Here is a 13,508-nt window from a genome sequence, read left to right as displayed (position 1 = left end):
CGCATTTAATTTGGCCTATGCATACCTTTAAAGTATGACTGGGCCATTTTTGTCTATAGTTCCCCTAATAATCGTCTAGCGTAAGCACTGTAAGGATCGCGTAAAACCGGCTGCGTTCGCGGCGGAGTCAGGACAAAATAGCGGCAATTTTGTACGAGAGATAAAAATGAAAATCCTGCTGGTTGATGATGATGTAGAGCTTGGCACCATGCTAAGCCAATACCTGATTGCGGAAGGCTTCGAAACGCAATTGGTTTTAACCGGAAGCGCCGGTGTTGAAGGTGCGCTATCGGGTAATTATACCGCGATGATTCTCGACATCATGCTGCCTGATATGAGCGGTATCGATGTGCTGCGTCAGGTGCGCCAGAACAGCCGTTTGCCGGTGATTATGCTGACGGCGAAAGGCGACAACATCGATCGTGTTATCGGACTTGAAATGGGCGCGGATGATTACATGCCGAAACCGTGCTATCCGCGTGAGCTGGTGGCCCGCCTGCGTGCCGTGCTGCGTCGCTTTGAAGATCAAACTCCGCTGCCGGATAAGAAAGAGCTGCTGCGCTGGGGCGATCTGAGCCTCAATCCCGCCACACGTATCACCGAATGGCAGGGCAAAGCGTTCGACCTGACGGCTTCTGAGTTCAACCTACTCGATCTGCTGCTGCGTGCGCCGGACCGCGTGGTATCGAAAGATGAGCTGTCGGAAAAAGGCCTTGGCCGTCCGCGCGAAGCTTACGATCGTAGCGTTGATGTGCATATCAGCAACATCCGTCAAAAGCTGGCTGCGTTAACCGCCGACAGCGTCAATATTGAAACTGTGCGCAGCATTGGTTATCGCATTCGATGAAACACAGCTATCGCGGCCGCATGTTCTGGAAGATTTTGCTCGGCTTCTGGATTGTGTTTGTCATCATCAGCCAGCTGTTGTGGCTGGGCTTTACGCTCTCCGGTAATCGACATGAGCCGCCCGAGATTGTCGCTATTCGCCGTATCGTTAATCTGCAAATGGCTTCCGCCGTCTCAGTGCTGGAGCGCGGCGGGCTGAGCTCGCTGGATGACATGATGGCGGACTGGGAGCCGAACGATCGTCAGTTTTTCTCCGTCATTCAGCACGATAAACCCGTTACCACGCCGGGCGATGCGCCACCGGAAACCTTTAGCCCACCGTTTCATGGGCCCTTTCCCAATGTGATTGTGCGTTGGGTGAAAGGGCAGGATGGTAAACAGTACGAGTTGCGTTATGACGTTAAAGGCCTGCGTGAAGATAGCTCAATGGGCGGCGGCGGCCCGCGTCGCATCCTGAATATCCCAGAACCGATGTTTACTTTCGCTGGTGCATTGGGGCTGCTGTTTAGCCTGCTGCTGGCGTGGAACCTGACGCGGCCGATGCGGCAGCTGCGCGAGGGCTTTGCGCGTGTCTCCAGCGGTGATTTGTCGGTGAGGCTCTATCCGGTGATGCGTAAACGCCATGACGAGCTCTCAAACGTTGCGCAGGATTTTGATGCGATGGTGGAGCGCCTCGATACGCTGGTGAAAGCGCGTGAGGAGCTGCTGCATGATATCTCCCACGAGCTACGTTCACCTTTGGCGCGATTGCAATTGGCGACCGGCTTAGCACGTCAGACCCCAGAATCCGTCGAATCATCACTCAATCGTATTGATGAGGAGGCCCGACGCCTCGACAAGATGATTGGTGAGTTGCTGACACTTTCGCGTGCTGAGCACGAGAGTATGCCGGGCGAACAGTATTTCGACCTTACCGGCCTGCTGCATGCGGTGGTGACTGATGTGCGCTACGAGGCGCAAATTCCAGGCGTGAAAGTCGATTTTCAGGTTGATGAGAACGCGGATTACACCGTGCACGGCAATGCAGAGCTGATTCGCCGTGGCGTGGAGAATGTGCTGCGCAATGCGCTGCGTTTCTCGCATAAAGGTCAGCACATCAATGTGCGCCTGCAGGCGGAGAATCAGTGGCTGGCGATAAGCGTGCGCGATCAAGGGCCGGGCGTTGACGATGAGAAGCTCTCGAGTATCTTCGACCCGTTTGTCCGCGTGAATTCTCCGCTGATGGGCAAAGGCTACGGCTTAGGGCTTTCAATTGTGCGTAAGGTGATTCTGGCGCATCACGGAGAAGTGCAGGCGGTAAATCGCCCCGAAGGGGGGTTGGAGCTGACGTTAAGGTTGCCGCGCTGGAAGCAGGAATGATTTTTCCTGAAAACGCGCACATTTGCCGCAGCGGGCAGGACGACGGGGCAGAGGAGTAAAGCGTCCCGCGCCATGGACGGCGCGGGCCGAGGCCCAGGGACGGTTTATGCCGTCTTTACGATCTGGCCCGTCGTCCTGACCGTACCTCGCGCATTCAGAGCTCTAATTTTTAAGTAAACAAAAACGGCACCCATTGGGTGCCGTTTTACAATTCTCACGAATCAGCCGAAGCTTACTTCTTGATGCGGATAACCGGAGTCTCGCCCACAGTTACCTGACCGGAGAGTTTGATCAGGTCTTTAATCTCGTCCATGTTCGAGATTACAACCGGCGTCAGCGTGGATTTCGCTTTCTCTTCCAGCAGTGCCAGATCAAACTCGATCACCACGTCGCCTTTCTTAACCTTCTGGCCTTCTTCAGCGATGCGTTTGAAACCTTCACCTTTGAGCTCAACCGTGTCGATACCGAAGTGAACAAACAGTTCGATGCCGTTATCAGACTCGATTGAAAATGCGTGGTTAGTTTCGAAAATCTTGCCGATAGTACCATCAACCGGTGCAACCATTTTGTTGCCGGTTGGTTTGATTGCGATACCGTCACCAACGATTTTCTCAGCGAATACCACATCAGGTACGTCTTCGATATTTACGATTTCGCCTGACAGAGGCGCAACGATATCGATAGTGCCTGACGCGCTCTCTGATTTTTCGCCAAAAAGTTTAGAAAACAAACCCATGATCTTCTCCTAAGCAGTAATTTGAGGCTAGCGTCCGTGGATCAGCAGAGCGTTTTTTCTTTAATGAACTTGTTGACCAAATTCATCAAATCATCCGCTGTTGGTTGATCCAGAGCCTGCTCCGCCAATGCCTTCGCATCTTCGAAATTAGTATTACGAATGATTTTCTTGATGCTTGGGATTGAAATGGCGCTCATGCTGAATTCGTCCAGCCCCATTCCCAGTAACAGTAGTGTAGCACGTTCATCACCAGCCAGCTCACCACACATGCCGGTCCATTTCCCTTCGGCATGTGATGCGTCGATCACTTGCTTAATGAGGCCAAGAACAGACGGCGTCATTGGGTTATAGAGGTGTGAAATCAAATCATTACCACGATCGACCGCCAGAGTATACTGCGTCAGGTCATTTGTCCCAATACTAAAGAAGTCGACCTCTTTCGCCAGATGGCGAGCAATCACTGCGGATGCTGGGGTTTCAACCATGATGCCCACTTCAATGGACTCATCAAAGGATTTGCCTTCTTCACGCAGTTGCGTTTTCAGCAGCTCCAGCTCGCCTTTCAGAATGCGAACTTCTTCAACTGAAATGATCATTGGGAACATGATGCGCAGTTTACCGAAAGAGGATGCACGCAGAATCGCGCGCAGCTGCGCATGCAGAATCTCTTTGCGGTCCATCGCGATACGAATCGCGCGCCAGCCGAGGAACGGGTTGTCTTCTTTTGGCAGGTTCATGTAAGGCAGATCTTTATCGCCGCCGATGTCCATGGTACGCACGATAACGGCCTGCGAACCCACAGCTTCAGCAACCGCTTTGTAAGCCTGGAACTGCTCTTCTTCGGTTGGCAGTGAATCGCGGTCCATAAACAGGAACTCGGTACGATACAAGCCAACACCTTCTGCGCCGTTGCGCTCTGCACCAGCGACATCGCGCACGGTACCGATGTTAGCGCAGACTTCAACCTGATGGCCGTCCAGCGTAATAGCTGGCAGATCTTTCAGTTTCGCCAATTCATGCTTCTCAGACAGATATTGCGTCTGGATCGCTTTCAGCTCTTCCAGTTCCTGCTCGGAAGGATTGACGTAAATCTTGTTGTTCACGCCATCAATAATCAGGAAATCACCGTTTTTCACGGTGGTGGTCACATTACCGGTGCCGACAATCGCAGGCAACTCGAGTGAACGCGCCATAATAGAGGTGTGAGAGGTACGTCCACCAATATCGGTGATAAAGCCCAGCACCTTTTTCAGGTTCAGCTGTGCGGTTTCTGACGGCGTTAAATCTTTCGCCACCAGAATAGATTCTTCAGCAATCGCGCTCAGATCGACGATGTGCAGACCAAGAATGTTCTGCAGCAGACGCTTACCGATATCACGTACGTCAGCCGCACGCTCTTTCAGGTATTCGTCATCCAGCTCTTCCAGTGCAACGGCCTGGCCTTCAATCACGGTGTGAGCGGCGGCGTCAGCGGTAGCGTGGTCTTTTTTGATGAGGTCGATGATTTCCTGCTCAAGCTCTTCGTCTTCGAGCAGCATGATGTGACCTTCAAAGATCGCCGCTTTCTCTTCACCGAAGGTTTCACCGGCTTTAATGCGAATGGCTTCGAGCTGTGAAGCAGCTTTGCTGCGTCCATCGAGGAAGCGCTGAACTTCCTGCTCAACCTGATCGTCAGTAATTTTTTTACGGCTAATGACGATCTCATCTTCCTTCAGCAAAAGTGCGTTGCCGAAAGCGATACCCGGGGATGCTAAAATGCCTGAAATCATAACCCTACCTTTTAATCACGATGGCTCATTGACCCGATGCGTCGCCACTGTCGCGGAGCAGTACTCTAAAGATGCAATAACGCGGACAGGTTGTCCGCGATCAAGATATTTGCACTCAATGGGGCAAAGGGGTCGGTTTAGTTGCGAACTGAGCCGGTTACTCCAGCTCAGCCATCAGCTTGACCAGGTGCTCAACCGCATTCTGCTCGTCTTCACCTTCGGCAGACAGCGTAACAACCGTACCTTGCGTCAGACCCAAAGTCTGCAGTTTGAACAGGCTTTTCGCGCTGGCAGATTTGCCATTGGAGGTCACAGTGATTTCTGACTGGAAAGCCTTTGCTTCTTTAACGAACTGGGCTGCAGGACGAGTATGAAGGCCGTTAGGTGCGGTAATGGTAACTTCTTGCTGGAACATTCTATTTCCCCAACTTTATCAGGTTTGGTGTTATGGATCTAAAGTCTAGCCTGGAGCCGTAACTTTAGCCTGTGTAGGTGCGCTGGTATGGCTTTAAGCTCACCATAAAATGCGCTCGAATGAGTACGTCATTAACAGTGACAGATCAAAAACTGCACGAATGCGTCACTCTTCTCATTATGCCGTGATTCGCCGTTTCGCCAAATCAGTAAATCGATTCAGCTTGATCCACTTCAAAGGCAGATTAATTTCAGGCACCGAAATAATTGGAAGCTTAAATACCAGAGCCGCATCACTGAAAGCAATCTGTCTGGTGATAAAAGTGAGATCTGCACCACAAAAAAGCACCCGTGCGGGTGCTTTTTTCGTCAGTTTCAGACTTTAAGCATCACTGCTGCAGTTCTTTCTCAGTGAAGAGGTCGGCAAACAGTGCGGTACTTAAATAGCGTTCACCGGAGGAGGGAAGGATCACCACGATGTTCTTGTTGGCGAAGGCTTCATCCTCTTGCAGCTTCAGTGCAGCGGCAACGGCAGCACCTGAAGAAATACCTGCCAGAATGCCTTCTTCTTCCATCAGCTGACGTGCGGTGCTAATGGCTTCTTCGTTGGTGATGGCGATTACGCGGTCAATCAATTTCAGGTCAAGGTTGCCAGGAATGAAACCGGCACCAATGCCCTGAATTTTATGTGGACCCGGTTTGATCTCTTCGCCCGCCAGCGCCTGAGCGATGACCGGTGAATCGGTTGGCTCAACGGCAACGGTAATCAACTCTTTCTTGCCTTTGGTGTTCTTGATATAGCGGCTCACGCCAGTTAGCGTGCCGCCGGTGCCGACACCCGCGATGAATACGTCGACTTCACCGTCGGTATCTTCCCAGATTTCTGGGCCGGTGGTTTTTTCGTGGATTTCCGGGTTAGCGGGGTTGCTGAACTGCTGTAGCAGCACATATTTATCCGGATCGCTGGCGACAATCTCTTCCGCCTTCGCGATGGCACCTTTCATGCCTTTTGGACCTTCGGTCAGTACCAGGTTAGCACCCAACGCTTTCAGCAGCTTGCGGCGCTCAATAGACATGGTTTCTGGCATGGTCAGCGTCAGCTTGTAACCGCGCGCTGCGGCAACGTAAGCCAGCGCAATACCGGTATTACCGCTGGTGGGTTCCACCAGTTCAACGCCCGGCTTCAAAATACCGCGTTTTTCCGCGTCCCAAATCATATTGGCACCGATACGGCATTTGATGCTGAAGCTCGGGTTGCGCGACTCGACCTTAGCCAGAATGCGGCCGTTACCGATGCGGTTCAGTCGAACCAGCGGCGTATGACCAATTGTCAGAGAGTTGTCTTCATAGATCTTACTCATAGCTCGTCCTTAACTGTATGAAATATTGGGAACCCTCAGAGCATACCTGTTCTAATGATGTGCGGAAGGAAAGAAATCGCATATCTATATAGCGCACAACCATAAGCCTTACGCAAAAATGCATAAGGCATTTTAAAGCTTTAGCGGCGCGCATGTTGTGCATAATAACGATCGACCCACATGGCCGTTGCTCCGCATACCGCCACTGGCAGAATCGCCAGATTGATAATCGGGATCATGGTGAACAGGCTCACCAGCGCACCAAACTGCATATTGGCGCTTTTGTGCTGGCGCAGCGCCTGACGCATCTGCTGAAAACTCACTTTGTGGTTATCAAAGGGGTAATCGCAATACTGCACGGACAGCATCCACGCACTGAATAAAAACCATAGAACCGGTGCCACCGTTTGTCCAAATCCAGGGATGAAGTGCAGCAACAGCAAACCAAGCGCACGCGGCAAATAGTAGCCAAGCTTCTGTAACTCTCGCTTCATGATGCGCGGTACATCTTTAACCATGGCCATCCAGCCACTATCGGGCAGTGGCGTTCCGGTCAATCGCCCTTCAAGCTGTTCGGCGAGCAAGCCACAGAAGGGCGCGGCAATCAGGTTCGCCAGCGTCGAAAAGAAGTAACTGAACACTAACACAATCGAAATCACCGATAGCGGCCACAGCAGATAACTTAGCCACTGCAACCAGTCGGGAATATGTGACATTAACGCTGGGATCCACTGGCCCAAGCGCTGAAACAGCCAGATAAAGGCACCGCCAAGCAGCACGATGTTGATCAGTAGTGGCATGATGATGTAGCGACGAATTCCGGGCAGTCGCACCAGTTTCCATCCTTCAGCGAAGTAGTGAACACCATTAAAAGTTGAGACCGAATTTCCTGCGGGCATAGCGAGCCTTTCTCCTAAATATAGCGGCGCGACCATCATAACCTGGCTTTTTGTCGGCTTCAGGCCTGCTTTGCGCGAAAAAACAGCAAAAAAGCGTGGGGCAGCTATCTAATTTGTCAGAAAATACTGCACAGACTTGCACTTGTTTAGCTGGGCAAATACAGTTAGAGGATAAAGTTTGCCGTGGTGGCAAGGTATTGGAACAACAGAGAATACAATGATGCAGGATTTGCGTCTGATATTAATCGTTGTTGGCGCGATCGCCATAATAGCGCTGCTACTTCATGGACTGTGGACCAGCCGTAAAGAGCGCTCCTCCGTGTTTCGTGATCGCCCGCACAAACGTCTGAAACAGCGCGAAGAAGCCGATGAAGATCTGCTGAGCGAAGAAGATGATGGCGTCGGCGAAGTCCGTGTACGTCGTCATCGTGATGCGGATGAAGAACCTGAATTCACTGCGCGTCCAGCGAGCGCACCGCGTGCGCCTGAACCTGTGCGTCAACCGGCATCACGTCAGGCCGACCCGTTATTGGGCGATCCTTTATTGGATGACGAACCTGAAGTGCGTAAGCCAGCGGCGCCGCAAGCGCCCGTGGCGAAGCCTACGCCAGCGCCTGCACCACAACCGATGCAGGCCGACCCACTGCTGGACAACGAACCGCTATCCGCGACGCAGCCTGCGCCAGAATTCCTGGCAGCTGAAGAGCCAGAATTCGAACCTGAAGCGCCAGCTGCACATCAACCGGAAGCACCACAGCCAGCGGCTGCTGCGCCGGGCAGTAAAAAAGAAGCGGTATTAGTGCTGCATGTTGCTGCACACGCGGGCGGCGAACTGAACGGTGAAGCGCTGTTGCAGGGTATTCTGCAGGCCGGATTCCAGTTTGGTGAGATGAACATTTTCCATCGCCATCTTAGCCCAGCAGGCAGCGGACCGGTGCTGTTTAGCCTGGCGAACATGGTGAAACCGGGTTCATTCGATCCGGATCAGATGGGCAATTTCTCAACGCCTGGCATCTCCATCTTTATGATGGTGCCGTCGTACGGCGATGCGAATCAGAACTTCAAACTGATGCTGCAATCCGCGCAGCGTATCGCTGATGATGTGGGCGGGGTGGTGCTGGATGATGAGCGTCGCATGATGACGCCGCAGAAGCTGGAAACCTACAAAACGCGTATTCGCGAAGTTATCGGTTAATCGCCGCTAGCTGAGTCAAAACAAATACAACCCCCGCATGTCGGGGGTTTTTTATCGGATAAGAGACTATGAAATCGGTTCAGGAGCAGATTACCACGCTGCGCACCACGTTACGTCACCACGAATATCTCTACCACGTGATGGATACGCCGGAGATTCCGGATGCAGAGTATGACCGATTGATGGTTCAGCTGCGCGAGCTGGAAAGCGCTCATCCTGACTTGATTACGCCTGATTCCCCGACACAACGCGTGGGCGCGGCACCGCTGGCGGCTTTTGAGCAAGTGCGTCATGAAGTGCCGATGTTGTCGCTGGATAACACCTTTGATGAAGCGGGCTTCCTTGCCTTCAACAAACGCGTGCAGGATCGCCTTAAAAGCACTGACGAATTGACTTATTGCTGCGAGCTCAAGCTGGATGGCTTAGCGGTGAGTTTGCTGTATGAAGATGGCCTGCTGGTGCGCGCGGCGACACGCGGAGATGGCACTACCGGCGAAAACATCACGGCGAACGTGCGTACTATTCACGCCATTCCGCTGCGTCTGCATGGCGACAACATTCCCGCACGCGTTGAAGTCCGTGGCGAAGTATTCATCACCGAAAGCGGCTTTGAAAAGCTGAATGAAGAAGCACGCCGCACCGGCGCGAAAGTCTTTGCAAACCCCCGTAACGCAGCGGCAGGTTCGCTGCGTCAGCTCGATCCGCGCATTACCGCCAAACGTCCGCTGACCTTCTTCTGCTACGGTTTTGGTCTGCTGGAAGGCGGTGAAATGCCCGCCAGCCATTGGCAACGTCTGCAACAGTTTAAGGCGTGGGGATTACCGGTCACCGATCGTATTCGCCTGGCACACAGCGCAGAAGAAGTGTTGGCGTTTTATCGTCAGGTTGAGCAAGAGCGCCCGTCGCTCGGCTTCGACATTGATGGCGTGGTTATCAAGGTCGATTCACAGGCGCTGCAGGAGCAGCTCGGCTTTGTGGCGCGTGCGCCGCGCTGGGCTGTGGCCTTTAAATTCCCGGCGCAGGAACAGATGACGTTCGTGCGCGATGTCGAATTCCAGGTAGGCCGCACCGGCGCGATTACGCCAGTGGCGCGACTGGAGCCGGTTCAGGTTGCCGGTGTTGTGGTGAGCAACGCAACTTTGCATAACGCTGATGAAATCGCCCGATTGGGATTGCGCATCGGCGACAAAGTGGTGATTCGCCGCGCCGGTGATGTGATTCCGCAAGTGGTCAATGTGGTGGAATCGGAGCGCCCGGAAGAGACGCGTGAAATCGTTTTTCCAAGTCATTGCCCGGTGTGCGGTTCAGACGTTGAACGCGTGGAGGGGGAAGTGGTGACGCGCTGCACCGGTGGTCTGATTTGTGGCGCGCAGCGCAAAGAAGCGCTCAAACATTTCGTTTCGCGTCGTGCGATGGATGTTGATGGCATGGGCGACAAAATCATCGATCAGCTGGTTGAGAAAGAGTACGTCTTAACGCCCGCCGATCTGTTCCGTCTTACCGCCGGTAAGCTAACCGGACTCGATCGCATGGGGCCGAAATCGGCGCAGAACGTGGTTGATGCGCTGGAAAAGGCCAAATCCACCACGCTGGCGCGTTTCCTCTATGCGCTGGGTATTCGTGAAGTCGGCGAAGCTACCGCCGCTAACCTTGCCAATCACTTTGGCGAGCTGGAAAAAGTGATGAACGCCGATCTTGATGCGCTAATTGAAGTGCAGGATGTCGGCAAAGTGGTGGCGGCGCATGTGCGTAATTTTATGGATGAAGAGAGCAACCGCGCCGTTATTCGCGATCTTACCGAAGAGATTGGCGTGCATTGGCCGCAGGTTAAAGTGGTCAATGTCGAAGAGATTGATAGTCCGTTTGCCGGTAAAACCGTGGTTTTGACCGGCTCTCTGTCGCAGATGAACCGTGATGATGCCAAAGAGCGTTTAGTGGCGCTGGGCGCTAAAGTGAGCGGCAGCGTGTCGAAGAAAACCGATTTACTGATTGCGGGTGAAGCGGCTGGTTCCAAGCTGGCGAAAGCGCAGGAACTCGGCATTGCGGTGATCGACGAAGCGGAAATGATTCGCCTGCTCGGAGCCTAACGTGGATAAACAGCAACTGGTTGAAATCGCCAATACCGTGATGCCGTTCGGCAAGTACAAGGGCAGAGTGCTGATTGATGTGCCGGAGGAGTATTTGCTGTGGTTCGCCCGCAAAGATGAATTTCCGGCCGGTAAGTTAGGCGAACTGATGCAGCTGACGCTGACGATTAAGATCGAAGGTCTGGAAGGTTTAATTAAACCGCTCAAGCGCAGTGAATAACAAAACGGCCCGCATTTGCGGGCCGTTTTACTTAGGACTTCTGCGCTTCGACTTGCTGCTGCGCCAGCCGTTTTTCATTGCCGGCTTTATAGCGCTGGGCAATGAAAGAACACACCATTAACTGCACCTGATGGAAGATCATCAGCGGCAGCACGATAATCCCCACGGAACTGGCCGGGAACAGGATGTTGGCCATCGGCACACCGTTCGCCAGACTCTTTTTCGAGCCACAGAACAGCACCACAATCTCATCCGCACGGCTAAAGCCAAACAAGCGCGATGCCGCCAGGTTAATCGCCAGTGCAATAAACAGTACCAGCACGCTGCCAACCAGAATCCACAGCAACGTATCCACGCCCACACGATGCCAGATGCCGTTCACTACCGCTTCGCTGAACGCGGAGTAAACCACCAGCAGAATTGAGGTTTGGTCGGTTTTACCAATCAGGCTGCGATGTTTCTCAACCCACGCGCCAATCCAGCGACGCGACAAATGTCCTAAAACAAACGGCACCAGCAGTTGCAGCATGATTTTACCAATCTGCTCCAGGCCGTTGCCCGGCATTTCGCTATGCACATTCATTACCAGATTCACCAGCAGCGGCGAAACAAAAACGCCGAGCAGGCTGGATGCCGAAGCTGCGCATACCGCTGCGGCGACGTTACCGCCCGCCATTGAGGTGAAGGCGATAGACGACTGCACGGTCGCCGGCAGAATACACAGATAGATAAAGCCGGTGTAGATTTCCGGGCTGACGTTAACCGGATGCCACCAGACAATTAGCAAACCAATAATCGGGAAAATCACAAAGGTGCTGCACATAATCCACAAGTGCAAACGCCAGTGGCTGCTGCCGGCAATGATCTTCTCGCGTGACAGTTTGGCGCCATGCATAAAGAACAGCAGCGCAATGGCGGCGGTGGTCAGATATTCAAAGATGTCGACAAACACGCCTTTGGCAGGAACGAAGCTGGCCAGCAGCACGGTGATGATGAGTTTAATCATCATCGGATCGAGGCGTAAAAATCCCATTGTTAAAATCCGGTTAAATTTAAAAAATTGATGGTGCTGATTGTGCGCCCGCTGGGTTTAGAAATAAAATTGATTTATTGCATCAATCTATGAGCGATATCGATGAATTACACTTTACGTCAGCTGCGAACCTTTGTGGCGGTGGCGCATCACGGCAGCTTCAGTCTGGCGGGTCAAGCGATTGGTTTGAGTCAGTCGGCGGTAAGTCACAGCATTAAAGAGCTGGAAGCGGAAATGGGCGTACGTTTGCTGGATCGCACCACGCGAGAAGTGATGCTGACCGAAGCGGGGCAGCAGCTGGCCACGCGGCTTAATCGTTTATTGGAAGATCTCAATACCACGGTGTTGGATGTGCGCAGTTATGGCGAACAGCGCAGTGGCACGGTGCGTGTTGCCGCCAGCCAAACACCTTCTGCCCATCTTATGCCGCAGTGTCTGGCCAGCAGCCAGCAGCGCTATCCGGATATCCGTGTCATCCTGCATGACCGCGTGCAGCAATGGGTGCTGCAAAGCGTACGTAATGCGGAGGTCGATTTTGGCATTGTGATTGGCCCGCTCAACGACACCGATTTCGATAGCGAAGAGATTTTGCAGGAGCCTTTTTTGCTGCTGTGTCATGAAGATGACGAGCTGGCGCAAATTGAGCAGGCGCAGTGGTCGATGCTGGCCGGACGCAATATGGTGCTGCAGGATTATGCTTCTGGCAGCCGCGTATTAGTTGATGCCGCGCTGCAACAGCTGGCATTGAGTGTGAATGTGGTGCAGGAAATCGGCCATCCCGCCACGCTTTATCCGATGGTGGAAGCGGGGATTGGCATCAGTATTCTGCCCGCGCTGGCCTTGCCGTTGCCGTCAGGACGCAAAATCACGGTGCGACGTCTCTATCCGGAAATTAATCGCAGCCTGATGCTGATAAAACGCAAAAACCGCTCGCTGACACCCGCCGCAGAAGCGATCTGGCAGGAAGTGCGTCAGCAGGCGGCTCTGCTGACGCAACAACGCATGCTAAAGCCGGCGTTTTAAACGTACACGTTGATCTGATTGGTATCGGTTGGACGGTTAATACCATCGGCTTTGTTCGCCGCTGGTTGCTGAGCTTCCTGTTTCTGCTGCGCTTTCTCGGCTTGCTGCTGCTCAATCTGCGCGATTTGCGCTTCAATCATTTGAATCTGTGATTGCAGCATCTGCTCCTGCTCCGATTTTTGTTCATCGGTGAGCGTATCGTCGCTGGAAAGATCTTTCAGCTGCTTGGTGATGGATTGAATCTGCTTGTTAAGGCTGGCGATTTCTGAGGTCGATCCGCCGCCGCTACTTGCGGTGCTGACACTACTAACGCTGGATATAGACATGGTTTTCTCCTTGCAATAGACCATTATCGTTATCGGTCAGAGCAGCGGGAGGCTTGAGGGCAGGAAGTGTTAAGCTTGCGAAAAGATGTGTTGGGATTTTGCGAGCGTGAGGACAAATTCTACGCATAGCAAAAAGGCGCCTTTAGGGCGCCTTTCTACATTGGTGGGTCGTGCAGGATTCGAACCTGCGACCAATTGATTAAAAGTCAACTGCTCTACCAACTGAGCTAACGACCCGAA

13 protein-coding genes and 1 tRNA gene are annotated in these 13,508 nt (G+C 53.0%); 6 read left to right on the top strand and 8 right to left on the bottom strand.

The window, feature by feature from the left end; translation table 11 throughout:
- The first annotated feature begins 166 nt into the window (after positions 1–166).
- Both RTM06_RS16735 and RTM06_RS16730 read left to right on the top strand, forming a co-directional pair.
- On the top strand, positions 167–847 hold the full coding sequence (locus RTM06_RS16735; RefSeq protein ID WP_008107810.1) for a response regulator transcription factor: 681 nt from the start codon (positions 167–169) through the stop codon (positions 845–847).
- The gene (locus RTM06_RS16730; protein WP_312183675.1) at positions 844–2,205 is read left to right on the top strand and encodes an ATP-binding protein; all 1,362 of its coding nucleotides are present in this window, start codon (positions 844–846) and stop codon (positions 2,203–2,205) included. The genes RTM06_RS16735 and RTM06_RS16730 overlap by 4 nt, the downstream gene beginning before the upstream one ends.
- Before the next feature lie 232 nt (positions 2,206–2,437).
- Here RTM06_RS16730 and crr read toward each other — a convergent pair whose 3' ends face one another.
- The 5 genes from crr to cysZ form a co-directional block, all read right to left on the bottom strand.
- Positions 2,438–2,941, bottom strand: coding sequence for a PTS glucose transporter subunit IIA (gene crr, locus RTM06_RS16725; protein WP_008107804.1), 504 nt, complete (start codon positions 2,939–2,941; stop codon positions 2,438–2,440).
- A gap of 41 nt (positions 2,942–2,982) precedes the next feature.
- Positions 2,983–4,710 (bottom strand): phosphoenolpyruvate-protein phosphotransferase PtsI, encoded by a 1,728-nt coding sequence (ptsI, locus tag RTM06_RS16720; protein ID WP_154155750.1) that lies wholly within the window; start codon positions 4,708–4,710, stop codon positions 2,983–2,985.
- Between the two features lie 157 nt (positions 4,711–4,867).
- Entirely contained in the window at positions 4,868–5,125 is a 258-nt protein-coding gene (gene ptsH / locus RTM06_RS16715) for a phosphocarrier protein Hpr (protein WP_008107792.1), read from the bottom strand.
- 388 nt (positions 5,126–5,513) lie between these two features.
- A complete protein-coding gene (gene cysK / locus RTM06_RS16710; RefSeq protein ID WP_008107790.1) occupies positions 5,514–6,485 on the bottom strand; it encodes a cysteine synthase A in 972 nt (323 codons plus the stop codon).
- Positions 6,486–6,625: 140 nt separating this feature from the next.
- Positions 6,626–7,384 carry a sulfate transporter CysZ gene (cysZ, locus tag RTM06_RS16705; RefSeq protein ID WP_312183672.1) on the bottom strand — a complete coding sequence of 253 codons (759 nt, stop codon included), beginning with the start codon at positions 7,382–7,384 and terminating at the stop codon, positions 6,626–6,628.
- Positions 7,385–7,601: 217 nt separating this feature from the next.
- On the opposite strand from cysZ, the gene zipA reads away from it, so the two are divergent.
- The 3 genes from zipA (at position 7,602) to RTM06_RS16690 (ending at position 10,886) form a co-directional block, all read left to right on the top strand.
- A complete protein-coding gene (gene zipA / locus RTM06_RS16700) occupies positions 7,602–8,579 on the top strand; it encodes a cell division protein ZipA (protein ID WP_312183670.1) in 978 nt (325 codons plus the stop codon).
- A gap of 68 nt (positions 8,580–8,647) precedes the next feature.
- On the top strand, positions 8,648–10,666 hold the full coding sequence (ligA, locus tag RTM06_RS16695; protein WP_312183669.1) for an NAD-dependent DNA ligase LigA: 2,019 nt from the start codon (positions 8,648–8,650) through the stop codon (positions 10,664–10,666).
- A 1-nt stretch (position 10,667) separates the two neighbouring features.
- Positions 10,668–10,886 carry a DUF3820 family protein gene (locus tag RTM06_RS16690; protein WP_008107783.1) on the top strand — a complete coding sequence of 73 codons (219 nt, stop codon included), beginning with the start codon at positions 10,668–10,670 and terminating at the stop codon, positions 10,884–10,886.
- 31 nt (positions 10,887–10,917) lie between these two features.
- Here the strand turns inward: RTM06_RS16690 and RTM06_RS16685 are convergent, their stop codons facing one another.
- Positions 10,918–11,919, bottom strand: coding sequence for a bile acid:sodium symporter family protein (locus RTM06_RS16685; protein ID WP_256697040.1), 1,002 nt, complete (start codon positions 11,917–11,919; stop codon positions 10,918–10,920).
- Positions 11,920–12,021: 102 nt separating this feature from the next.
- Here RTM06_RS16685 and RTM06_RS16680 point away from each other — a divergent pair, with 102 nt between their 5' ends.
- Positions 12,022–12,942 (top strand): LysR substrate-binding domain-containing protein, encoded by a 921-nt coding sequence (locus RTM06_RS16680; protein ID WP_312183666.1) that lies wholly within the window; start codon positions 12,022–12,024, stop codon positions 12,940–12,942.
- Here RTM06_RS16680 and RTM06_RS16675 read toward each other — a convergent pair.
- Together RTM06_RS16675 and RTM06_RS16670 are read right to left on the bottom strand one after the other, a co-directional pair.
- A complete protein-coding gene (locus tag RTM06_RS16675) occupies positions 12,939–13,268 on the bottom strand; it encodes a FlxA-like family protein (protein WP_154155757.1) in 330 nt (109 codons plus the stop codon). The two genes, RTM06_RS16680 and RTM06_RS16675, sit on opposite strands and share 4 nt — an antisense overlap.
- Before the next feature lie 161 nt (positions 13,269–13,429).
- Positions 13,430–13,505, bottom strand: a tRNA-Lys gene (locus tag RTM06_RS16670).
- Positions 13,506–13,508 lie beyond the last annotated feature (3 nt).

Origin of the sequence: Pantoea sp. CTOTU46764, from assembly GCF_031974595.1 — a bacterium.
GTDB lineage: Bacteria > Pseudomonadota > Gammaproteobacteria > Enterobacterales > Enterobacteriaceae > Pantoea > Pantoea trifolii.
This window is presented reverse-complemented; position numbering and strand designations above follow the sequence as displayed.

Excerpts from the sequence above, each read along its gene's own strand:
- RTM06_RS16735 (WP_008107810.1), top strand. The coding sequence starts at position 167 with ATGAAAATCCTGCTGGTTGATGATGATGTAGAGCTTGGCACCATGCTA.
- RTM06_RS16675 (WP_154155757.1), bottom strand. The coding sequence starts at position 13,268 with ATGTCTATATCCAGCGTTAGTAGTGTCAGCACCGCAAGTAGCGGCGGC.
- RTM06_RS16730 (WP_312183675.1), top strand. The coding sequence starts at position 844 with ATGAAACACAGCTATCGCGGCCGCATGTTCTGGAAGATTTTGCTCGGC.
- RTM06_RS16685 (WP_256697040.1), bottom strand. The coding sequence starts at position 11,919 with ATGGGATTTTTACGCCTCGATCCGATGATGATTAAACTCATCATCACC.
- ptsI (WP_154155750.1), bottom strand. The coding sequence starts at position 4,710 with ATGATTTCAGGCATTTTAGCATCCCCGGGTATCGCTTTCGGCAACGCA.
- zipA (WP_312183670.1), top strand. The coding sequence starts at position 7,602 with ATGATGCAGGATTTGCGTCTGATATTAATCGTTGTTGGCGCGATCGCC.
- ligA (WP_312183669.1), top strand. The coding sequence starts at position 8,648 with ATGAAATCGGTTCAGGAGCAGATTACCACGCTGCGCACCACGTTACGT.
- cysK (WP_008107790.1), bottom strand. The coding sequence starts at position 6,485 with ATGAGTAAGATCTATGAAGACAACTCTCTGACAATTGGTCATACGCCG.
- crr (WP_008107804.1), bottom strand. The coding sequence starts at position 2,941 with ATGGGTTTGTTTTCTAAACTTTTTGGCGAAAAATCAGAGAGCGCGTCA.
- ptsH (WP_008107792.1), bottom strand. The coding sequence starts at position 5,125 with ATGTTCCAGCAAGAAGTTACCATTACCGCACCTAACGGCCTTCATACT.
- cysZ (WP_312183672.1), bottom strand. The coding sequence starts at position 7,384 with ATGCCCGCAGGAAATTCGGTCTCAACTTTTAATGGTGTTCACTACTTC.
- RTM06_RS16680 (WP_312183666.1), top strand. The coding sequence starts at position 12,022 with ATGAATTACACTTTACGTCAGCTGCGAACCTTTGTGGCGGTGGCGCAT.